The sequence below is a fragment of the Actibacterium pelagium genome, assembly GCF_002285415.1.
Taxonomy (GTDB): domain Bacteria; phylum Pseudomonadota; class Alphaproteobacteria; order Rhodobacterales; family Rhodobacteraceae; genus Actibacterium_B; species Actibacterium_B pelagium.
Window position 1 is genome coordinate 981,197 of record NZ_NSBU01000007.1, and the last position, 22,205, is coordinate 1,003,401.

The 22,205-nt window shown below is 57.3% G+C and carries 18 protein-coding genes; 7 read left to right on the plus strand and 11 right to left on the minus strand.

The window, feature by feature from the left end; all coding sequences use genetic code 11:
• Positions 1–10: 10 nt before the first annotated feature.
• Both CLM58_RS13710 and CLM58_RS13715 read right to left on the minus strand, forming a co-directional pair.
• Positions 11–724: an RlmE family RNA methyltransferase gene (locus CLM58_RS13710; RefSeq protein WP_095596454.1), complete on the minus strand. Its 714-nt coding sequence runs from the start codon at positions 722–724 to the stop codon at positions 11–13.
• 61 nt (positions 725–785) lie between these two features.
• Positions 786–1,898 carry a Ppx/GppA phosphatase family protein gene (locus tag CLM58_RS13715; RefSeq protein WP_095596455.1) on the minus strand — a complete coding sequence of 371 codons (1,113 nt, stop codon included), beginning with the start codon at positions 1,896–1,898 and terminating at the stop codon, positions 786–788.
• A gap of 182 nt (positions 1,899–2,080) precedes the next feature.
• On the opposite strand from CLM58_RS13715, the gene CLM58_RS13720 reads away from it, so the two are divergent.
• From CLM58_RS13720 to CLM58_RS13740, 5 genes are all read left to right on the plus strand, one after another.
• A complete protein-coding gene (locus tag CLM58_RS13720; protein WP_095597116.1) occupies positions 2,081–2,395 on the plus strand; it encodes a virulence factor in 315 nt (104 codons plus the stop codon).
• Positions 2,392–3,372, plus strand: coding sequence for a methyltetrahydrofolate cobalamin methyltransferase (locus CLM58_RS13725; RefSeq protein WP_095596456.1), 981 nt, complete (start codon positions 2,392–2,394; stop codon positions 3,370–3,372). Before CLM58_RS13720 ends, CLM58_RS13725 begins: the two co-directional genes overlap by 4 nt.
• Before the next feature lie 144 nt (positions 3,373–3,516).
• Complete coding sequence (locus CLM58_RS13730; RefSeq protein WP_095596457.1) at positions 3,517–4,131, plus strand: DUF6778 family protein; 615 nt, start codon at positions 3,517–3,519, stop codon at positions 4,129–4,131.
• Between the two features lie 129 nt (positions 4,132–4,260).
• Entirely contained in the window at positions 4,261–5,427 is a 1,167-nt protein-coding gene (locus CLM58_RS13735) for a CaiB/BaiF CoA transferase family protein (protein WP_095597117.1), read from the plus strand.
• 139 nt (positions 5,428–5,566) lie between these two features.
• Complete coding sequence (locus CLM58_RS13740) at positions 5,567–7,600, plus strand: ASKHA domain-containing protein (RefSeq protein WP_095596458.1); 2,034 nt, start codon at positions 5,567–5,569, stop codon at positions 7,598–7,600.
• Here CLM58_RS13740 and ccmI read toward each other — a convergent pair.
• Genes ccmI through CLM58_RS13760 form a run of 4 tightly spaced genes read right to left on the minus strand, consistent with a single transcriptional unit; the run spans position 7,597 to position 12,403 of the window.
• Positions 7,597–8,811 carry a c-type cytochrome biogenesis protein CcmI gene (gene ccmI, locus CLM58_RS13745; RefSeq protein WP_095596459.1) on the minus strand — a complete coding sequence of 405 codons (1,215 nt, stop codon included), beginning with the start codon at positions 8,809–8,811 and terminating at the stop codon, positions 7,597–7,599. The genes CLM58_RS13740 and ccmI overlap by 4 nt on opposite strands.
• Positions 8,808–9,278, minus strand: a complete 471-nt coding sequence (locus CLM58_RS13750; RefSeq protein WP_095596460.1) for a cytochrome c-type biogenesis protein — start codon at positions 9,276–9,278, stop codon at positions 8,808–8,810. Before CLM58_RS13750 ends, ccmI begins: the two co-directional genes overlap by 4 nt.
• On the minus strand, positions 9,275–11,248 hold the full coding sequence (locus CLM58_RS13755; RefSeq protein WP_095596461.1) for a heme lyase CcmF/NrfE family subunit: 1,974 nt from the start codon (positions 11,246–11,248) through the stop codon (positions 9,275–9,277). Before CLM58_RS13755 ends, CLM58_RS13750 begins: the two co-directional genes overlap by 4 nt.
• Before the next feature lie 54 nt (positions 11,249–11,302).
• Positions 11,303–12,403, minus strand: a complete 1,101-nt coding sequence (locus CLM58_RS13760) for an OmpA family protein (RefSeq protein ID WP_095596462.1) — start codon at positions 12,401–12,403, stop codon at positions 11,303–11,305.
• A gap of 197 nt (positions 12,404–12,600) precedes the next feature.
• Between CLM58_RS13760 and CLM58_RS13765 the strand changes: the two genes are divergently transcribed.
• Positions 12,601–13,818, plus strand: a complete 1,218-nt coding sequence (locus CLM58_RS13765) for a caspase family protein (protein WP_229666095.1) — start codon at positions 12,601–12,603, stop codon at positions 13,816–13,818.
• A gap of 24 nt (positions 13,819–13,842) precedes the next feature.
• Here CLM58_RS13765 and CLM58_RS13770 read toward each other — a convergent pair whose 3' ends face one another.
• From CLM58_RS13770 to CLM58_RS13790, 5 genes are all read right to left on the minus strand, one after another.
• Positions 13,843–15,690 carry a TonB-dependent receptor gene (locus CLM58_RS13770; protein ID WP_095596463.1) on the minus strand — a complete coding sequence of 616 codons (1,848 nt, stop codon included), beginning with the start codon at positions 15,688–15,690 and terminating at the stop codon, positions 13,843–13,845.
• A 74-nt stretch (positions 15,691–15,764) separates the two neighbouring features.
• The gene (locus tag CLM58_RS17035; protein WP_158221915.1) at positions 15,765–17,420 is read right to left on the minus strand and encodes a hypothetical protein; all 1,656 of its coding nucleotides are present in this window, start codon (positions 17,418–17,420) and stop codon (positions 15,765–15,767) included.
• A gap of 342 nt (positions 17,421–17,762) precedes the next feature.
• On the minus strand, positions 17,763–18,578 hold the full coding sequence (locus CLM58_RS13780; RefSeq protein ID WP_095596465.1) for a M15 family metallopeptidase: 816 nt from the start codon (positions 18,576–18,578) through the stop codon (positions 17,763–17,765).
• Positions 18,575–20,155: a Mur ligase family protein gene (locus CLM58_RS13785; RefSeq protein ID WP_095596466.1), complete on the minus strand. Its 1,581-nt coding sequence runs from the start codon at positions 20,153–20,155 to the stop codon at positions 18,575–18,577. The genes CLM58_RS13780 and CLM58_RS13785 overlap by 4 nt, the downstream gene beginning before the upstream one ends.
• Positions 20,152–20,907, minus strand: coding sequence for an alpha/beta fold hydrolase (locus tag CLM58_RS13790; protein ID WP_095596467.1), 756 nt, complete (start codon positions 20,905–20,907; stop codon positions 20,152–20,154). Before CLM58_RS13790 ends, CLM58_RS13785 begins: the two co-directional genes overlap by 4 nt.
• 103 nt (positions 20,908–21,010) lie before the next feature.
• Here CLM58_RS13790 and CLM58_RS13795 point away from each other — a divergent pair, with 103 nt between their 5' ends.
• Positions 21,011–22,183 carry an ATP-binding protein gene (locus CLM58_RS13795; RefSeq protein ID WP_095596468.1) on the plus strand — a complete coding sequence of 391 codons (1,173 nt, stop codon included), beginning with the start codon at positions 21,011–21,013 and terminating at the stop codon, positions 22,181–22,183.
• Positions 22,184–22,205: the final 22 nt, after the last annotated feature.

Genomic DNA, 22,205 nt, shown 5'->3' on the forward strand with positions numbered 1-22,205 from the left:
AATGTGTTGCCTAGTTGGCACCACGGAATCCAGTGGCCACTACGAATTTTTCTGAACTGTCAGACCGGCTTGCTGGTGGTTTGACGTTGGCAACTTTGGTGAACCGCTGCTTCAAAAGCTTCTGCAACTCACCCTCTGCACCGCCGGCCAGAACCTTGGCGACAAAGGTGCCGCCCTCTTCCAATACGTCGAAAGCAAAGTACGCGGCGGCTTCGCATAGCGCGATAATCCGCAAGTGATCGGTCTGTTTGTGCCCTGAGGACGCAGCGGCCATGTCGGACATAACCACGTCAGCTTTGCCGCCCAGCCATTCCTTTACCTTCTCATCCGCGTCGTCTTCCATGAAGTCCAACTGATGAGTCTCTGCCCCTGTGATCGGCTCTACCTCTTGCAGATCGACGCCCAGAACGGTGCCGACAGCCTTGCCTTTTTTCTCACCCAAGGCATTCACGCGTTTGACCGCAACTTGGCACCAGCCGCCGGGGGCACAGCCAAGGTCAACGACCCGCGCACCGGGAACTAGGAAACGGTATTTATCGTCCAATTCCAATATCTTGAAGGCCGCTCTTCCCCTGTATCCTTCGGCTTGCGCGCGTTTCACATAGGGGTCGTTCAGCTGGCGTTCCAACCACAGGGTCGAGGACAAACGACGCCCGCGCGCCGACTTCACCTTGACCCGAAGGTCACGCTGTCCGCGTCCGCTGGATTTCTTTTTGCCCACCATGGAACCATCTCCGTCTTAAAAGATCGGCCTTCATTGCCGTATTCGGCGCGGACCCGCAAGCTTAGAACGGGCCGTCCTCTAACACGCCATCGGCGCTCATCTGTGCATACAGAAGCCCTTCGCGCAGGCCACGGTCGGCTACAGACAGCCGATCCGTCGGCCAGACGCGCATCAGCGCCTGAAGGATCGCCGAGCCCGACATGATCAAAGCCTGTCGATCCCGCCCGATCCGCGGGTCATTGCGACGGCCCTTTGGACCAAGGCTCAGATAATTCTGGATCACCGTGTCAATCTGGTCCGACGTCATCCGCAAGCCATCGACCTTATTTCGGTCGTAACGCTTCAATCCAAGATGGCTGGCCGCAACGGTCGTAACAGTGCCGCTGGTGCCAATAATCTGGAACCCCTCGCGGGTTTGCTCTGACGCATAGGGCGAAAACTCGGCCAGATTCTCTTCGAAGTGCCAGCTCATAAGCGCGAACCGTGCTGCGTCGTCCTCGACATCGTTGAACTGGTCCTTCAGCGTCGCCACCCCAAGCGGGACCGATATCCAATCAACCACTTTTGCCGCCGGAAACGGACCTTCTGTCGGCTGAAAGCCCGTATACAGCCGCATGATCGCTCGGGGCCGATCAGCCCGCGGGACCGACGACAGATCGATCCAGACCAGTTCTGTGGACCCTCCCCCGATATCCACCACCAAAAGCTGTTCCGTCTTGGTAGAAACGAGCGGCGCACAAGAAACCACAGCAAGGCGCGCTTCTTCTTCCGGTTGGATGATATCCAGCTGAAGCCCGGCCTCGTTCTTGACCCGCTTGATCAGGTCCTTGCCATTGGTCGCGCGGCGGCAGGCCTCTGTCGCGACTAGGCGCATCGATTGCACCTTATGCCGATCCAGCTTGGACTTGCAGATTCGCATAGCTTGCACAGTCCGGGAAATCGAAGCGCGGCTCAGCCGCCCCGAGGCCTCTAGCCCGGCGCCAAGTTGTACGCTTTTGGAAAAGCTGTCGACCACATGGAACTGGCTGCCCTTAGGCTGGGCAATCAGCATTCGACAACTGTTAGTTCCCAGATCCAGCGCCGCGTACAGATCGGCCGGGTCCGGTTTTCGAGGCGCGGGGGTTGCAACCGCCTTCGGGAACGCGCCCGCACCTTTGGGACGCTTGGGCGCCATCTTGATCGCCCTCCAACTCTAGTTACCTCCAGAGTAGTCGCGCCCAATGCCCGGTGCAACACCAACTACGCTTTTGCGTGCTCAAAGCTCACATTCGTTCTGAAGATTTTTCATTTGCAGAATTCAACAATCCGAGTGACAAACGCTGGCTAGAAAACGAACCGAAACTCTCAGGACGCCCCATGCCCGATCTTACCCTAGTTTATTGGCGCGATATTCCCGCCCAGGTCATTGTGGGCAAAGGTCGCCGCGGCACAAAACGCGCCCTGCCCGAGCGGTTCGAACAAGCGATTGACCGCTGCGCCATGAAAATCGGCGCGAAGGACAGCGACGCCTATCTGGCCGAATGGCGCAAGGCCGCGCCAGTCGCTGTCGAAGGCGACGCCACCGAGATTGCCGAGGCCGAAGTGGCCCGGATCGACACCGAATTTGACACAACCCGCCTCAAACAGCTGATCGAAAACGAAGGCTGGGCCACCGCAAAGGACACCCAATGACCCGCACTGTCATCGAAAGCAAAACCAAGACTGTCACGATCGGCTTTGATGAGCCCTTCTGCGTGATCGGCGAACGCATCAATCCGACCGGCCGCAAGAAACTGGCGGCAGAGTTGGAACTGGATGATTTCTCGACCGTCGAGAAAGACGCGCTGGAGCAGGTAGCATGCGGCGCGATGGTGCTGGACATCAACTCTGGCGCGGTTTTTGCCAACAAAATGGCCGAAGACCCGCGTTATGCCGACAACAACTTTGTCGAACCTCCGCTGATGAAGTCGCTGGTCGAGAAGGTACAGGCGCTGGTCGATGTGCCGCTGTGTATTGACAGCTCGGTTCCCGGTGCATTGGAAGCCGGTCTTGAAGCCGCCGAAGGTCGCCCGCTGCTGAACTCTGTCACTGGCGAAGAAGAGCGGATGGAATTGGTTCTGCCGCTGGTCAAAAAATACAACGTGCCGGTTGTCGCCATCTCAAACGACGACACCGGGATTTCAGAAGACCCCGATGTGCGGTTCGCCGTCGCCAAGAAGATCGTCGAACGCGCAGCTGACTTTGGCATCCCGGCCCATGACATCGTAGTGGACCCGCTGGTGATGCCCATCGGCGCGATGGCCACCGCAGGCCAGCAGGTTTTCACCCTTGTCCGCCGCCTGCGCGAGGAACTAGGCGTCAACACCACCTGTGGCGCGTCTAACGTCAGCTTTGGCCTGCCGAACCGTCACGGCATCAACGCGGCCTTCCTGCCCATGGCCATCGGCGCGGGCATGACCAGTGCGATCATGAACCCTGTCCGCTCGGTCGAGATGGAGGCCATCCGCGCCGCAAACCTTCTGATGAACCACGACGCCAACGGCGGCGAATGGATCAAGTTCAGCCGTGTACTGGATGCGGTCAAAGAAGGTGCGACATTTGCAGAGGCCTCTAAATCTGCGGCTGCCTCGGGCTCTGGCCGCGGCGGGCGCCGTCGTCGTCGCGGATAGTGACCGAATTTCCGCAGTCATTTGGCGGAACCCAACGTTTTTTGGGTTTTGCCAGCAAAAGGGTTTGAGTGGTTAATCTTTCCCCTCTACATCTTTTTGGCAACTGGCCAAGATGGCCCAATGCTATGCAGTGATGAGGATCCTATGAGTAAAGTGTCAATAATCGCCGCCATTACCAGTATGGCCATGCTTGCGGGCTGTACTACCGGGCAGTGGCAGACATCGTACAACGACGTTGTGTCTTCTTCGGATTCCCGGAACTGGCGCGTGACCGAGATCGATGTGCGCGTCCCAGAGACCCTGACCGTCTCAGAAGAAAACTCCTTTGCCCCTGACGCGGATATCGTGTGGCGGGAAGAGCCGCGCGGAGATCGTTACGCCCAGGTGGATCGCATCATCACAGAGGCCGCACAACGCGGTTCTTCGGGCCTTCGGGGCAATAAACCGGTGAAACTCGTACTGGTGGTCGACACGTTCCACGCGCTTTCGGAAAAGGCGCGGACCAGGCTAAGCCGCTCTGGTGTGCACAACATTGGCTTCACCGCGCAAGTTTTCGACGCGCGCACAGGTCAGGCGCTTACACCGGCGGACCAAGTTCAAGCGGACTTGGTGGCTTATGTTGGTGAACAGGCCAACGCAGCGGTCGCACAAGGCCAGACACAGCGTGTCCGCATTGTGCGTCACGTCGCCAATACGATCGCCGGTTGGTTAGCCGCTGGCCCCGATCCGCGCGGCGTCTTCAGCAGACGTGGCCGTTAACGCCTGAAAAATCCTGAAACCCCCGCCTTAACCGCGGGGGTTTTCATTTAGCCCTTCTGGCTGATCTGCGTCATTTGACCATTTCCCGTCACGCGACATTAATTGGGTCGTGGTGCAAAGGAATCGCTGATGTCAAAACCTTATGAGAACCTTGTTATTCTGGACCTGACACATGTTCTTGCCGGGCCCTTTGCCTCGACAATGATGTCAGACCTCGGGGCCACGATCATCAAGGTCGAACGTCCCGGCATCGGAGACGACACGCGCGCCTTCCCGCCGTTTGTAGAGGGGCAAAGCGCGTATTTCGCGGGCTTGAACCACGGTAAACAGTCGATTGCTTTGGACCTGAAAAGCCCGTCGGACCGAGAGGTTTTTGAAAGGCTTTTGCAGCAGGCGGACGTTCTACTGGAAAACTTCCGCCCCGGCGTGATGGAAAAATTGGGTTATGGCTGGGACAGCCTGCACGAGAAACACCCACGGCTGATCTATGGCGCGGTTTCAGGGTTCGGGCACACTGGCCCAGACAGCCAGAAACCGGCCTATGACATGGTGGTTCAGGGCCGAGGGGGCGTCATGTCAATCACCGGCGAGAAGGACCGAGAGCCGGTCCGCGTCGGTGCCTCGATCGGGGACATCGTTGCGGGCCTGTACCTTGCACAAGGGGTAAGCGCTGCCTTGTATCAGCGAGAGCAGACCGGCCAAGGCCAGAAAATCGACGTTGCGATGCTGGATTGCCAACTGGCCATTCTGGAGCATGCGGTTGCGATCACCGGCGCGACGGGAACCCCGCCGGGCCGAACCGGTGCCCGCCACCCCACGATCACGCCATTCGAAACCTTTCATGCCAGCGATGGCCTGTTCGTTATCGCCGCAGGAAATGATGCGCTGTTCCAACGTCTGTGCGACGCCCTTGAGCTGCCCGACCTGCCCGCTGACCCTCAGTTCGCGACGAACGCGGCGCGCTGTGACAATGCCCGTCTCTTGAAGCGGCTGATCGAGGCTGTAACCCTGTCCCAAACCAAGGCGCACTGGATCGAGGTTCTAACAAAAGCCGGTGTGCCGACCGGCCCCATTCAGAACGTTGCCGAAGCTTTGGAAGACCCTCAACTCTTGGCGCGCAACATGGTGGCGACGGTGCAGGCCGGCACAGATAGGCCAAGCTTTCTGGCTGCGGGCAACCCAATCAAGATGACATCGGTGCCCGATACGACCTCTCGCGATGCGGCCCCTCTGCTTGACGGAGACAGAGAGGCAATCCTTCAGTGGCTCGCATCGAAGGAAAGCACTGGTTCCTAGTCCGGGCCTTGTTTGAATGACCGAACCGCCGACAAACCTGCGGTTACCCTGCGCTACTTGCTAGAAAATCATACGCGGCTCCTTTCCCTTGCCGCCGAAAGCGTTATTGTCCCTCGCAAACAATCAGCAGTGGCCCACCATGACGCAAGATCCTCTGGTCATCTTCACCCCCTCAGGTAAACGCGGACGCTTTCCGATCGGCACACCTGTGCTTCAGGCGGCAAGGTCCCTTGGCGTGGATTTGGACTCTGTCTGCGGTGGGCGCGGGATCTGTTCAAAGTGCCAAGTCGAACCGTCCTTCGGAAGCTTCCCGAAACACGGGGTCGAGGTTTCCAAAGACGCGATCAGCGAAATAAACCCGGTCGAAGAACGCTATGACCGCGTGCGCGGGTTGAAACCGGGTCGCCGTCTTGGCTGTCAGGCCACCATTCAGGCAGATATCGTCATCGATGTCCCGCCAGAAAGTCAGGTCCATAAGCAGGTCGTGCGCAAACGCGCCGAAGCGCGTGAAATCACGATGCAGCCCTCGACCAAGCTGTTCTATGTCGAAGTCGCGCAACCAGATATGCACGACCCCTCTGGCGATCTGGAACGGCTGATTGCCGCGCTGGAAGACCAATGGCAGCTGACCGGCGTAAAAACCGATCTGCACATTCTGCACGTTCTGCAAACAGCTCTGCGCAAAGGCGATTGGAAGGTCACGGTCGCGGTGCATCTGGGCGATGCCAGCCAGCCGCCGAAGATCATGGAAATCTGGCCGGGGTATTACGAAGGCACCCTGTATGGCCTGGCGATCGACTTGGGTTCGACCACCATCGCCGCGCATCTGTGCGACCTGCAAAGCGGAGAGGTCGTCGCCTCTTCCGGGCTGATGAACCCACAGATCCGATTTGGCGAAGATCTGATGAGCCGCGTCAGCTATGGCATGATGAACCCCGGCGGGGATCAGGAAATGACCAAGGCGGTGCGCGAGGGTATGAACCAGTTGTTCTCTCAGATCGCCGAGGAAGCACAGATTGAACCGCACCTGATTGTCGAAGCCGTGTTGGTCTGCAATCCGGTCATGCACCACCTGTTCCTTGGCATCGATCCGTACGAATTGGGACAGGCGCCGTTTGCTTTGGCCACCTCCGACGCATTGCACCTGCGCGCTGCAGAACTGGACCTGTCTTTGCATCCGGCTGCGCGGGTCTACATTCTGCCCTGCATCGCCGGTCATGTCGGCGCGGATGCGGCCGCAGTTGCCCTGTCCGAAGCCCCCCACAAGTCCGACGACCTGATGCTGGTCGTCGACGTCGGCACCAATGCGGAAATTCTTCTGGGGAACAAGGATCGGGTGCTGGCGTGCTCCTCTCCCACGGGGCCAGCGTTTGAGGGCGCGCAGATTTCCTCGGGGCAACGCGCAGCGCCGGGCGCGATTGAACGGGTTGAGATCGACCCGGTGACCAAGGCACCACGGTTCAAAGTCATCGGCTCGGACCTTTGGTCGGATGAAGAAGGTTTTGACGCCAGCATCGCGGTGTCCGGCATTACTGGGATCTGCGGCTCTGGCATCATCGAGCTGGTTGCTGAAATGCGCATGGCGGGCATCGTTGATGGGCCCGGCCTGATCGGCTCGCCCGAGCAAACCGGGACGGACCTGTGCTTCCTAGACGGGCGCACCTATTCCTATCTGGTCTGGGATGGCAGCGCCGATGGTGGGCCCAAGATTACGGTTACCAATCGCGACATCCGAGAAATTCAGATGGCCAAGGCCGCGCTCTACTCTGGTGCGCGCCTATTGATGGATAAGTTCGAGGTCGACAGTGTTGATAGGATCATTCTGGCGGGCGCCTTTGGGGCGCATATCAGCCCGAAACACGCGATGGTTCTGGGCATGATCCCCGATTGCGAATTGGACAAGGTCACCTCTGCCGGGAACGCTGCGGGGACAGGTGCGCGGATCGCTCTGCTGAACACTGACGCCCGCGCCGAGATCGAAGCGACCGTGCGCAAGATCGAAAAGATTGAAACCGCGATCGAGCCGCGCTTCCAAGAGCACTTCGTAAATGCCTCGAACATTCCGAACTCGGCAGAGCCTTTCCCGATCCTCGGCCGCGTTGTTGAGCTGCCGAACGTGACCTTTAACGCCGGGGGCGAGGCAAGCGGTCGCCGGCGCCGACGCTCGCGTTAATTCAGGCCAAGCGCCTGGGCGGTGTTTTCGATCATCTGGGCTTGCTGTGACTCGTTGGGAAACACGGCCCGCGCCCGGCGCAGGGCGTCACCTGCGGCCTCGCGGTCACCAAGAACTGCATAAGATCGGATCAGCCGAACCCAGCCTTCCGGGTCATTCGGGCTGTCTGTCAGACGTTCCGCGAGACCTTCAACCATACCCATGATCATTGCCTGCCGGTCAGATGCACTCATCTCCTGGGCGGCAGCAACCTCTTCCGAGGTCGGGTTACGCAAAGTCGACTGGGGCGGTAAAAGGTTTTCATCTGTCATCCCGCCCTGCCCCTTGGCGGTCAATCGGTCCCTTAAGTCCGAGGCCCACGGCGCGTCAGGCGGTGTGTTGCGCAATGCGCGTGCCCACAGCGCGACCGCCCCGTCGATGTTCCCGGCCTGCTCCAGCGCGATACCCTTGTAGTAACCAGCAAGCGGATTGTCGGGGTTGGCGGCAAGGCTTGCGTCAAAGGCCGCGATCGCCGTGTCATCAATCTCACCCGACTTGCTTTGAACCAGAGCCTCACCATAGGCCGCCTGAAGGTCAGCATTCTGCGGGGCAAGTGCCGTCGCGCGGCCATAGGCGGACACCGCCTGATCAAAGTTGCCCATACGCAAATGAGACCAGCCCAACATCTGCCAGCCCGCTACATCGCCGGGATTTTCCTCTAACCGCGCGGCAAGCCGGTCAATCAGGGTGTTCACATCCGCCAAGGGCTGCTCTGACGGCGCCGACGGCAAGGTCGGCGACGAAACAGGCGCCTGCGCCATCCGGTCAATCGGTGACAGCGCCTGCGGGGCTTCGGCAACCCGTGTCGCCGAGGAGGTGCGCGGTTCGCCGATGACCGAATACAGGACCACGCTGCCAATAACGATCCAGCCACCAGCCAGTGCCACTGCAATCAGGCGGGTGCGGTCGCGGCTTGGGTTTACGTGTTCAACACCTTCTGACTTGGCAGCAGCCAAAGCTCGGCGCTCGATCTCTCGTCTGGTTTCTTCGGCTGCGTCGCTGCTGATGCCGCCCCGCGTCTCTTCCTCGGCCAGCTCTTTCAGTTGCGATTTAAAATGCGCCATCTCTTTGCCCGCACCGAAATCCTCGCTCTTGAAACGACGCAGAAGACTGGGCAGCAAAAGGCCCACGGCAAGCCCCAGCAATAGGGTGAATACAGCCCAAAGGGTCATAAGGTCTCCTCATCATTCAACAGCGACCGGACCAAGGCGCGGTCCTCGTCAGAAAGCTCTTCCACCAGGTCTGTTGTAGCGCGCGCCTTACGGAAGATGCGGGAAAAGCCAAACAAAGCAGCTAGGAAAAACAAAAGCGGCCCGACCCACAAAAGGTAAGTCGTCGGGTTCACGGGCGGGTCTAGAAGTACATAGGCGCCATATCGGTCGACCAGATAATCAAATGCCTCTTGGTCCGTATCCCCCGCGACCAACCGTTCGCGCAACACAATCCGCATGTCCCGCGCGATCCCGGCGTTGGAATCGTCGATGCTTTGATTGCGGCAGACCACGCAGCGTAGGTCTTTGCTGAGGTCCCTAGCCCGCGTTTCCAAAACGGGATCAGCAAGCACTTCGTCGGGGTTTACGGCCATGGCTGGCATCGCGCAGACCAGCGTGATCAACCAGACGGCAATCAACCGGATCATGCTTTGACCCCCCGCCCCGTTCGAACACGACCGCTGGTCACCCCAAGGCGCAACCGGCGATCTGCAAGGGAAACGACCCCCCCTAGCGACATCAGCAACGGGCCAAACCAGATCAGCAAGACCAGAGGGTGATAATAGACACGAATGACCCACTGCCCACCATCCGCAGGCCCGCCAAGCGAGGCATAGAGATTGGTCAGGAAGCGCGGAGAGATCGCAGCTTCGGTCGTGACGTTACTGCTGTTGGGATAGAACCGGCGTTCTGCACGCATGTTGGAGATCAACTTGTCGCCATTGGTGACGCTGATGAAAGCTTGCTGCGCCTCATAGTTAGGTCCCCGGTCGATGGTGACATTGTCCAAGGTGAACGTGTAGCTGCCCGCATCAACCGCCCCACCAATGGGAAGTGATACGATCTGCTCTTCCTGCCAAGCGCTTACGGCCGTGATCCCGGCGACCAGCAACCCAAGCCCGGCATGCGCCATAACCATCCCATAAACCGCGGGTGGCGTGTTCCGAGCCAGCTGCCAGGCTCGTGGCAAACCTTTGTTCAGTTGGAAGCGCGCCAGCAGTACCGCAATGGCGCCCAGTACCAACCAGGCCGCCAGCCCAAGCGCCAGCACCGGCCACACATTGCTAAACCCGAACACGGCGACACCCAGAACAATCAGCGCGGCAACCCCAACGGCGACCCATTGCAGGCGTTTTAGCGCGTCTGGCAGACGATCACGCTTCCATCGCAGGAAGGCTCCGACGCTGAGCGCCAGCATCAATGGCACCATGATCGGAATGAAGCTGCGGTTGAAATACGGCGGTCCGACAGAGATTTTCTCGGGCGTCACAAGCTCGACCAGAAGCGGATAGAACGTACCCAAAAGGACTGTCCCTGTCGCGACCAACAGCAGGATATTGTTCAGCACAAGCCCGCCCTCGCGGCTGACGATGCGAAATGCACTTGTCTGAGAAAAGCCCGAAGCGCGGGCTGCAAACAGTGTCAGTGCCCCGCCCGTGAAGAGTGCAAGTATACCTAAAATCCATAGCCCACGCGCGGGATCAGAGGCAAAGGCGTGTACACTGGTGATGATGCCCGAGCGCACAACGAATGTACCCAGCAACGACAGTGAAAATGTCAAGATCGCCAGCAACAATGTCCAGACAACCAGCGTCTGGCGCCGCTCTACCACGATCACCGAATGCAACAGGGCGGTACCAACCAGCCAGGGCATGAAACTGGCGTTTTCGACAGGATCCCAGAACCACCAACCGCCCCAACCAAGCTCGTAATAGGCCCAATAGCTGCCAAGCGTGATGCCAATCGTCAGAAACACCCACGAAGACAGCACCCACGGACGGACCTGACGGGCCCACAGCGCGTCAACGCGCCCCTCAATCAGCGCGGCAACCGAGAAAGAGAAGACAATCGAGAACCCAACATAGCCCAGATAAAGGAACGGTGGGTGCAGGACGAGACCGATGTCTTGCAGCAAGGGATTTAGTTCTCTACCGACAAGCGGTGCTGGCGTCAGTCTTTCGAACGGGTTCGATGTGAAGATAACCAACGACAGGAAAGCCACCGCGATCATCCCCTGCACCGCCAGAATGCGGGCCTTTTGCAGGATGGTCACAGACCGAGACAGCGCCAATGCCGCACCGAAGATCGCAAGGATCAGGCACCACAACAGCAACGATCCTTCGTGATTGCCCCATGTCGCTGAGAAACGGAAATGCGTCGGCATATCTGGGTTTGAGTGGCTGGCCACCAACAGGACAGAGAAATCGGATAGAACAAAAGCCCGCGCTAGAATGGCGAAGGACACCCCTACAAACAGCAACTGCACAAGCGCCGAGGCGCCTGCGAAGGCCAGCAGGTTGGCATCCCGTCGCCAGACACCGATCAAGGGTACAACCGCTTGCAGTACTGCAACCGTGGCCGCAAGGATCAGAGCGTAGTGACCAATCTCAGGGAACATCGCGGTACTCCGGTGATCGGGCAAATCAAGCGCCTGCCCGTGAAAGCTGAGGGATCAGCGGAACTGCGAGAACTCAATCCGACGATTACGGCCTTTGTTGAACGGGCTGTCGTTCGGCACCATCGGGCGGTCTTCACCAAAGCCTGCTGAATACAGACGCAGCGGATCGATGCCCTCGCGGATCAGGTACTGCACCACGGATTGAGCCCGTTGCTCTGACAGGCGCTGGTTATAGTTTGGCGTTCCATCGCTGTCGGTATGGCCAGAAATAAGCACCCGCAGGCGCGGACAACGTTTGATGATGTCGGTGATTTCGGACAAGACAAACCGGCTGTCAGGTTGCAGCCGTGCGCTGCCTGACGAGAAATAGATATTCCCTGTCTCTGAAAGAATCTCGAACCGGCCAGTGCACTCCTCGTAAGAAAACTCGCCTTGGGTTTCCAGAGCCACTGGCTGAACTGGTTGTGCGGGCTGTGCCGGTGCAGCTGTAACCACCTGCGTTCCAAACCCGCCAGCGCGGCGGTTGAAGGCCAATTGGAAAATGACATCCATCTCTGGCACAATCTGGAAACCACCTGCCGTCTGCGCGATTTTGGTCAGATTATTCTGCAGACCGAACTCGGCCACCCTGAACCGGAACGGACGGGCCGAGTTCACGACTATCCGGTCATTCCCCTCGGCCGTGACCGTAATATCAGTGCTGACCTGACGCGCCTCACCGTGAATTTCAAAGTTGAAGGGCATCGTCATCAGAGAGCTACCAGAGGACTGCACACCGCTGGCCATTTCAGGCGTCAGCTTGGTTGTCACGATCGCCTCTGGAAATTTGAAAGTCTCAAAGAACAAGAAGCGCATCCGGACGTTGCGCAGGTCGTTGTTGGTATCGACGGATTCCAGCTTGACCACAATTTTCACATCGCCAGTCGGCTCGATCACGCTTGAGAACGTGGCAAAGGAGTGGGTCTCGACCACCTCTTTGCCATCTACATTCTTTGTCGAGATGAAGCGGATGTAGGATCCCGCTGGATCTAAATCCCATCCCGGAGCAAAGGGGTTGTCTTGCGCCATGGCAGCGGTCATTGCCGCGACCAGAAATACCGGAACAAGCAAAATTCGAACGAGAAGTCTTCCGAACTGGGCGATTGAAATAGTCATCTTCCACCTCTGAATTCTAAATATAATTCATAGTACCAAATGTTTATTTCATTGGTAGCAAATGTTTATTGAGCCACCCAAGTCATAAGACCGCCAAGAGACGCCTTTACGACTCTCTGGCCGAAACATTAGATTTATGTATAGTATATTACTGGTCTGGCCTCGCGGATGAACCGACCGATTTTGGAGAGAAGACATTGAAACATATCCTCTTTTCCTGCTTTCTTTGGCTTGGTTTGGCAGGTGGCACCGCCTTCGCGGAAGAGCGGATTGCCCTGATCGTCGGTAATGGCGCTTATCAAGCCATCTCTCCTCTGGACAACCCTGTGTCGGATGCAGCCTTGATGGCTAGTACCCTTGAAGCCGTAGGTTTCAAGGTCACGCACTTGGCCGACGCCAGTCAAGCTGCGATGAAACGGGCCGTTGCTGATTTCGGACGCGACCTGCGCAATGCGGGGCCCGAGACCACGGCATTGTTCTATTATGCGGGCCACGCGGTACAGTCTTTCGGAAACAACTACCTTCTTCCCGTTGACGCTCAGATCACTCACCAGACCGAACTTGATCTTTACGGGGTAGAGGCTGATTGGATCGTGCGCCAATTGTTTTCGGCCCGTGTGAAAACCTCGATCGTTATTCTGGACGCTTGCCGCAATAACCCGTTTGAAAACGTCAGTGGTTTCGACAGCCAGGGACTGGCCGAGATGAATGCGCCAACTGGCAGTTTCATCGCCTATGCGACCTCTCCCGGGAACGTCGCGCTGGACGGCACACAGGGCAACAGCCCCTATACACTTGCGCTGGCTGACGAGATCGCGCGCAGCGACCAACCGATCGAACAGGTCTCGAAAGCCGTCCGCATCCGCGTGATCAACCAGACCGGCGGGGCACAGACCCCATGGGACAGTTCGTCACTTACCAGTGATTTCTACTTCAACCGACCTGCCCCCGGCGCGCTGGACAACGTGGCAGAGGCCAACTTGTGGAACTCTGTTAAAAACAGTTCGGATCCTGAACAGATCAAACTGTTCTTGCGCGTTCACCCCAATGGCAGCTTTAGCGGTCAGGCCCGCGCGCTGTTGCTGGCAATGCCGACACCGAAGCCCAGCACTGGCGCGGCACCGCGGCTGGCCTTTGATGCCCCCCTTCCCGAAGGCGACCCGCATATCAAGGGCAAGGCGATTGCAGAACTGATCAACGGCTCTCCGCTTTACCCCCCATTCGAAGGTGTCCCGGAAGAGTTGTGGAAGGGTCAGAAGTGTACCAATTGCCACCAATGGACGCGCGAGCTTTTGTGCGAGCAAGGGCAGTTCTATGTCGCGGGAAACTCGGACAACTCTCTGGCAAAACTGCACCCGTACGGCGGGACGTTCAAATCGAACGTTCGCAAATGGGCCTCCGCCGGGTGTAATTAACCTGTCGCCAGCCAGCGTTGCGATCTAGAACCGCCGAGACAGCCCCAAAGTCACGAAGGTATCGTTGCGCTCTTCTTCCAAGGAAGAGCTTTCGCCGTTTCTCCAAGTGCGCCCAACTTCGGCACTAAGGTTGGTTTGATCATTTAACTTGTAGCGAAGATTGACTGAAGGGGCGATCGTCAACTGATGACCCTCCGAATAGTCTCGATAACCAACACGGACCCGCGGTCGTAGCGAAAGCTTTTCGTTGACCGGGTAAAGAAGTGATGCAGTCGCCAAAGCGTAATCATTGTCTTCGCTGTGCGAGTAGCGCAACCCAAGATTTATCTGGTCTCGTTCTTTAAAGATCCCTGAACCAGATAACTGTATGCCAGCATAGCTGCGGACACCGCCGTTTTCTGTAGCGGCCACGTCAAAGGAGGCTGGTGTTCCGCTCGTATAATAGAGGCTCCCGAAAGCGGAGAGGTTCCACCTGTCATTCAGCTTCGTCGAATAGGTCAGACCGAAGGTGCTGACCTTTGCAGCCCGATCCACAGCCATTTGTTCGATTTGGCTATCAGTAAAGCCAGCATCGCTCAACTCTTGGAGAGTGTCTTCATCCTGACCGATCAAAGCGTTATCCAAAGAAAGGCCGGGGCTGCGATAATGTGCCAGTCGTGCTGTCAGACGAGAGCGGTTCTCGAACACACGGGTACCAGTCACAAGAACTCGGTTCAGCTCGTTGAGTTGCAGGTCATATTCCCCGTTCAGGAACAGATAATTACTGCCTAGGTTCACGCGGTATTCTGCCCCAATCGCTTGGCGCAGGGAAAAAGAGTCTTCTTCCTCTTGCACAAAGTAGACAGAGACTTCTCCATCGTTTGGAAGCTGCTCATAGGTCGCACTTACACCCAAAAGGTAGGCATCACCGCTAAATGGGTCATCCCGCGTGCTTTCAACTCCCATACCGGCGAAAAGTCCAATCTCCAGACCGTTCTCCATTGGTGTTTTGTACGACAAACCATCCAAACGATAGGCGATACCGCTTGGGCGCAGCCGATGACGACCGAATGTCAGCTCGGATCCGTTTTCTTTGCTCAATAAGCTTACATAGGCTTCATGAAGCCGGAACTCGTCATCGTCATCTTCGAAATCAAGTTCGTGAGAACCACTAATTGCGAATGTCAGCTTCCGGTTCGCGTCCTCTACCGTTCGTGTGTAACGCAACCCTGCCGTTAAAGAGTTTTCGAAAACGTCGTCTTCACGCTCTTCCACGTTAGGTATCGGGTCCGGTGTCAGTTCTGTGAGGATCGTCTCACCTTCGTTGTAGCGATATGTCAAACGAAGCGATCCACGATCTTTTACAATCGTTCCACCCGTTTCAATGACATCTCTATCGCTTGCTGCAGCCGCAGCGCCCACGCCGCCAATACCAAATGTTCTGCGGTCTTCACTTGGACGTTGGCCAGCAGGTATGGGTTGAATGTCTTGACGCGGCGCTGCAGCGACGACACTCGGATCGACTTGTCTTGGCTGGGCCCCGCTAAGGATCGCACTCAACCGCGCACTCACGCGGGCCGCCCCCTCCCCTTCAGGATACTTCTGCAGATAGATACGGTACTCGGCAACAGCATGGGCCAGTTGCCGATTGGCTTCGCGCACGTTTCCCAGCAACTCTTGGGCACGTTGACTATGCACATGCTCTGGCATTCCAACCAATGACGTCAGTAGCTGCGTCGCCCTGATATATTGGTCTGACTGGATAGCTGTCAGCGCCGACTGGAACTGGGACTCGATCCCTGGAGTCGTTCGAACGGACTGCGCAACAACAAAGCTGGGCTCTGCGACTAGAAGCGCCAAGGCGAAAATGCCAATCCCTCTTATGCGTCCCATTTTCTGCCCTCGTTCTTTCGATTTAAAAAAGTTTGTCGTAGCAATTTGACTTCTATCGTTCCGAGACCACCACCCTAGAAACGGCTATGGCAATCAACACAACCGGCATCTGCATCCGGGTCCCCTTCTGGATAACGGCTACCCGGAGCACTCGGAGGGAAACCGGTGATGTAAAATGTCAGTGTGGTCATAGAAGCAAACGATACTGACGAACCAAAACCATTGGTTGGTGCGGTTGTGTGACAGCTACTGCAGGTGAACGAATACTGCCAGCCATTCGAGGAGTGCCAACTTGGCTGTGTCGTCGCTCCAAGTTCACCCGTTTGGTGGCACAGTGCGCAGTCCGAAGAAGAAATCAGACTGTGATCCAACTCTGCCAATGACACATCAAAGCCATCGGTATCATGGCAAGATCCGCAGCTCGTCGAAGTGATCCCTGTAATGTGTGCTGATGAAGTCGGTCCAGGAGCGCCCAGACCGCCGCCAACATGGCAGCTTGCGCAATCGGACGATGTCACCTCGCTGTGCTCGAAATCTATCGAAGAAACTGTCCAATTCGTCCCTGGCTCGTGACACGATCCACAGTTGTCACTTGTGCCAGTATGTGCGCCAGTTGGCTTGGCTCTCCAAGCTGCGCTGAAACCGTCAACAAAACTGCCGTTGCTGTGGCAATTCACACAGGCTGTCGGGCTGCTAGAGGCATAGGTGTGATCGAAACTGACGAGGCTGAAGCTGTCAGTGCTTGTATGGCAGCCATCGCAGGTTTCTGATGTTTCGACATGCTCTACCGGCGGCACGGGCGCCCCCCAAGAATTTCCGGTAAAGTGGCAATCAGCACAGTTCCCCACGACCTCGTCGTGGTCGAAAGTTCGGCCAATGCTGAACGCAAAGGTGTCATGACACTCGGAACATTCGTTGCTGGCTGGCGGATGCGCTGCGGGTTGGAACGGGGCACCAATTGGATTTCCCGGATAGTGGCACGACACACAGTCGCCCGGCACCACATCATGGTCCAAATCGACCTGCGTGAAGCTTTGCTCGAAGAAAGGTGTGTGACAGTCTCCGCAGGTTTCGGGAGCAGGTATGTGATTTACGGGCTTACCAACAGCGGTTGTTCCATTGTGGCAAGTCGCGCAGGGCTGATCGATCTGATTGTGATCCAGAATTGCACCCGCAAACTGGAAAGTAGAGTGGCAACTGGCGCAGTCATCACCGACCTTAATATGATCGACCGGCTGGCCAGGAGCCGTCACACCATCGTGGCAGGTCGCACAGACACCGATGACTTGTGTGTGATCCACACGAGCGTTCTGAAACCCGGTCGTGACGTGGCAATCATCGCAGCTGTCGCTGGCCGCAATATGGTTTGCAGGCTTGGCACGCGCCTTGCTGCCGTTGTGGCAGGTCGCGCATTCCTGATTGATCCCCACATGATCAAAGGCGAAGGGCACAAAATTCCGTGTGGTATGGCAATCCGAACAGGTATTTCCAGCCGCCGGGTGCGTCGCGGGTTTGCCCGGAGCAATCCCACCATTGTGACAGGATACACAGTCGCGCGGCGTCCCTTCCAGCTTGTTATCAATGTGGCAGCTTTCGCAAATGATCTCGGCGTGGCGGCCAGTCAGGTTAAAGCCCGCCATTTCGGAATGCTCGAACCCTTCCATCGGGTTCACCCCAGTCACGGTCTCTTGGGCTTCTGCGGCTTGGAAAAAGAGACTGCCGATCAGCATAAGCGCGCAAAGCTGCAAGACCTTCAAAATCGAGAGGGACCGAATGCTATGGCATTCAGGAGACTTTGGCGAATAAGCTACAGTCATCTCATATATCCAAAATGGCCATGTTCGCGTCCGAACACCGCTCTTAAATAAAATTGCGACAAAACGCCGCCTTTCGGCAGAAGACTGCCTATAACGTGTTCAATCAAGAAATATTTTTGCTTTTGTGCTTGAAAAAGCGCTGGAAGTGGCATGTAGCCGACAAATTACGAACTTGCTCAATCCCCAAAAATTTGGATTTCTTAAGCCGACATCGGGCTTGGCTAAGTGAAGTCGGATCACCGTTAAATCAATAATTTAATTCGGGAAAACTGCCCCATACCGGGCGGGTTCGATCTTGGTTTGCTTGGTCATCGCGCAGACCAACTGGTACATTTGGTTACCAAAGTCGAAATGCCAGAACTCTTGGGGATAGTTCGTAAACCCCTGTTTGGTCATCGCATGAAACAGCAGCCTGCGGTGCAAAAGCCGCCGATCATCTGGGGCGATTTCGCCATTGCGCAGGCTGCTTTCAAAAAAAACTGTCTGGGCGACATCCTCCATCTGATCAAAATGTGCGCCCATCTCCAGCAGCGCACCACTGGCGGTATTTCGTAGGGTCAGATCGACAGAGGCGCCCGTTAAATGGGTCGGCCAAGTCGTAGGATCATCGTGCAGAAACGCGCGCGGATCTGAGACATAGCGCCTTACCTGCGCCTCGATCTTATCAGCGTTCGCATTCGGGTCGGCGTGGCGAAACTTCGTCTCAAAAAACGCCCAAAGCCCTGCTTGGGTTTCCACCGGGCGATAGGCGTCCCAGACAAACAGTTCCAGATTGAGATGGGCAAGGCTGTCATTGACCCGCCGAAGCCGTTCCGCAACGCCGCTGCGGACCAAAACCCGCGGGATCGCCCCGTTCAACCGGCAGCCGTAAGGCAGGTTTTGCCCGTCAGTTCGGTTGTAATAGGCCTCTCCTGCGATATCGAAGTCCGCAATATCGACCAGCGGTTCTTGCTGCTCTGGGGCCGTCAGATCGACTGGGACACTGCGATAAGCGGATGTGTCAAACGCCGGAAGCTCTGGGATTGGAGGCAGCGCCCCAAGATCATCAAGGGACGCAGGCAGAGTGCTCACAGCAGACGTTTTTCCTCTAGCAGGTCAGGCAAGTCGTTTTCGTAGAGTACGACATCCTTCTGTTTCAGGTCCTTGGCAATCGCAGCGCGGGCGGCGGCAAAACTAGGCACCTCGACAACGGTAACCTTGTCCGCATCAATCGTCTCGGCAAAGCTTGGGATGCGCGACGGGTTGATCACATAAACTGTGTCACAGCGATCCGAGCAGAACTCTCCAAGTCGCGCGTGCACGCGATCATGTTCCAATCCGAGCTCGGCAATACCAGGTGTCACCAGAATGCGGCGACCGCCCCGTTTCTTGGCAAGCTTGTCCATCGAGGCAACCGCCGACATGAACCCCTGCTCGTTCGAGTTATAAGCGTCGTCCAAAATCAATGCGGAACCCGGCGTATCCAGCACCTGCAAACGGTGCGGAACCTGCGCGATCGTCTTCGTGAAATACGGAATCTGATCCGCAATTTCTGGATCGATCACCAGTGATAACGTCACCGCAAGCGCCGAGTTGGTCACATTGTGCGCACCAAGCAGCGGCAGGTCATAGGTCACGTCAGGGATCAGCCCCAGCTTAGAGTGAAGACTAATCCGCCAAGATGCGCCGTCCGTTTCCTGCGCGTCGACCACGACGTCCGAACCCTCTGCGCCGACGGTGATCATCCGCAGGTCATAGATCTTCTTCAGGCGCTGGAAGGGTTCGTACTGCATCACATCGATGTTCACCACGACGGTGCCGCCCGCCAAACAAGCCTCTTCCGCCAGTTCAGACTTGGCCTGTGCGATGGCTTCGATGCTGCCAAAGCGTTCTGTATGGGCATCGCCAATTGCGGTGACGATGCCGTAGGTCGGATGGATGAAGTCGCACAGACGTTTAATCGACCCGATGCCATAGGCCCCCATCTCTGCGATGAAATACTTGTGCGACCACTGCAAGCGCTGCCGGATGTGGCGCGTGTGGCCCAGAACCGTATTGATCGAACCGGGGCTATAAAAGACAGAGCCTGACGCCTCGAGAATCTCGGCCAGCATGTGCTTCACAGTCGTCTTGCCGAACGACCCTGTGATCCCGATCCGCACCGGGTCCAGCCGGGCGAGTTTGGCTTTGGCCTGATCCGTATACCCTTCGTTCACGCGGGTCTGCAGTGGCTTCAGGGCCATGTTCGCCAGAACCAGCGTCACCGGGGCCAGTTGCAGCGCGACGATCGCCCAAAGAGGGTGAACAACCGTCAGAAGCGCCAAGACCAAGGTTAGCGCAAAGGACAGATACAGAAGGCGTTTCGCACGCTCTGTCATCGCCAGAGGTTTCTTGAACCGATAGCGCCGTTCGATCAACATGATGCCTGCAAGGGCGGCTGCAAGGGCCAGTTTGACACCGACAAAAGGTGCCCCGGCGGCGATGACAACCAAAGCGACCACGATCGTCGCCGTCGCCCGCAGATCGAACAGACGGACGTTCTGCCAAGCTGTGAAGAAGCGGGTGTTGTCGTATTCCTCTTGCTGGAAATAAGTCAGCAAAGTGTGCTGACGCTGCCAAAGCAGCGCGGCAAGAGAGACCAGAACAAGAAGGCCGGCCAAAGCGGTCATTTCGCGCCTCCATTCAGTTGCTCAAGAACCATCGTGGCAATCTGGTGCCGCCCCCGCGACAGGATCGAGTGGTGGTCATATTCGGGGCACTCGATATACTCGGACTGCGGGATCGCTTCGTGGATCAGCTTGCCGACTACGGGCGGTGTTTCGGTGTCTTTGCGGCCATAGATCAACGAGGTCGGACAAGTGATCTTGGGTAGCTCTGCAATCTGATCCTCTTGAATGGTCTTCAGGAAAATGTCGCGCATGCCGATCTCACGGCTTTGGACATAATCGGCGCTACCGTATTCGCGCTCTAATTCGATCAAGGCATCTTGCGTCGTGGCCTTCGCCTTTTTCTGCTGGAAGATCATAGAGCGGCGCTTGCCGCGCAGTCGCTCTAACACCGTCGTTGGGCGCTTGACCCCTGCCCCGGCGACGATGAACAGATGCTCAACCCGGCTGTCGTCCATCGCGGCCAGCCGCAAGCCAATGCGGCCACCAAAGCTGTGTCCAACCCAGTGAAACCGGTCGACGCCCAAACCGTCCAGATGCGCCAGAACGGCCTTGGCATAGTCGATCGTATCCCAAGCAGGCTCCGGTCGTGGGCTTTCCCCGAACCCGGGCAGATCCAACAAGATCACGCGGGCCGACGGCGCCACAAGCTCTGCCGTAGCCAGCAAGTCCTTGTGATCGCGCCCCCAACCGTGCGCAAAGACCACGGGAAACGCATCTTTGCGCCCCAGCTCTACCGTAGAGATCTTCGTCATTCGGACTGCCCCGGATACCTTTTCAGCCACCACTAGCTATGGTGTTTCTTATAGTGATACGACATACTTACCAGACGAATTCAACCGACGCTAGGACAGGACCTTGGACAAGCTGAATGTAGCCGTAATTTTCGGCGGCCCCAGTCAGGAACACGATGTCAGCGTCGTCAGCGCGCACCAGCTTATGGATGCCGCAGATGTGCGTAAAATCAACGTCATACCGGTTTACATGAACTTCGAGGGCCGCTTTTTCCACGGCCCCCTGCTGCGTCAGCTTGGCAAGTTTCGCCCCAAACCCGGCGGGTTGTCCGAGGTCCAGTTCGCATGGGGCGAAATGGGCCCCTGTCTGCGCCATGTCGGATCGGACAAAACGACATTGATCGACTGCGCCCTGCCCGTCTTTCACGGCCCCTTCGGAGAGGACGGTCGCATTCAGGGCATGCTGGAAGTTATCGGCATTCCAACAACCGGGTTCTCGGCGGTGAATTCGGCACTCGCCATGCGCAAAGACGCGACAAAATCGCTGGTGAAATCAGTTGGCGTGAACGTCCTGCCCCACGCAGTGGTCAACACCGAAGAACTGCGCCACGCTGACGCCGTTTGCGATCGGATCGAGGCAGAGTTCGCCTATCCCTTGATCGTCAAACCAGCAAACCTGGGGTCCAGCGTCGGGGTCGGTCTGGCCAAGGACCGCGCGACCCTTTTGGTCAGCTTGCAGAATGCCCTGCGCGAGGACAGCTTTGCCTTGGTAGAGCCTCAGGTCCAGAACATGGAAGAGCTGAACATCGCCGTCATGTTCCGCGACGGAGAGATCTGTTTTTCCGCCATCGAGCGCCCGAAGTCCAGCGCGGAACTGCTTGACTTCAAAGAGAAATACCTATCCTCGGGCGACAGCAATCAGGTTGATAGTGGCAGCAAACTTGGGGCCGGAACAGCGATCTCTCAGGGGATGCTTTCTCTGACCCGCGACATCAACCCTGACATTTCTGATGAGTTGAAAAACCGCGTCTATGACTACGCCGCCAAGGCCTTTACGGTTCTTGGTCTGCGGGGGGCACCGCGCATGGATTTCATGCGCAACACCGAAACCGGAGAGGTCTGGTTTAACGAGATCAACCCGATCCCCGGCTCTTATGGGTTTTTCCTGTGGGAGGCAGCATCACCAACCACCCTGTTCCCCCATCTGGTGGAACATCTGGTGCAAGAAGCGCTGGCAGACAGCCGAAAAGAGTTCGGCGATCCTGTCCCGCAGGCTGCTCAGCTTTTGCCCAGATAAAAAGCCCGCCGAGGGTCTTCGC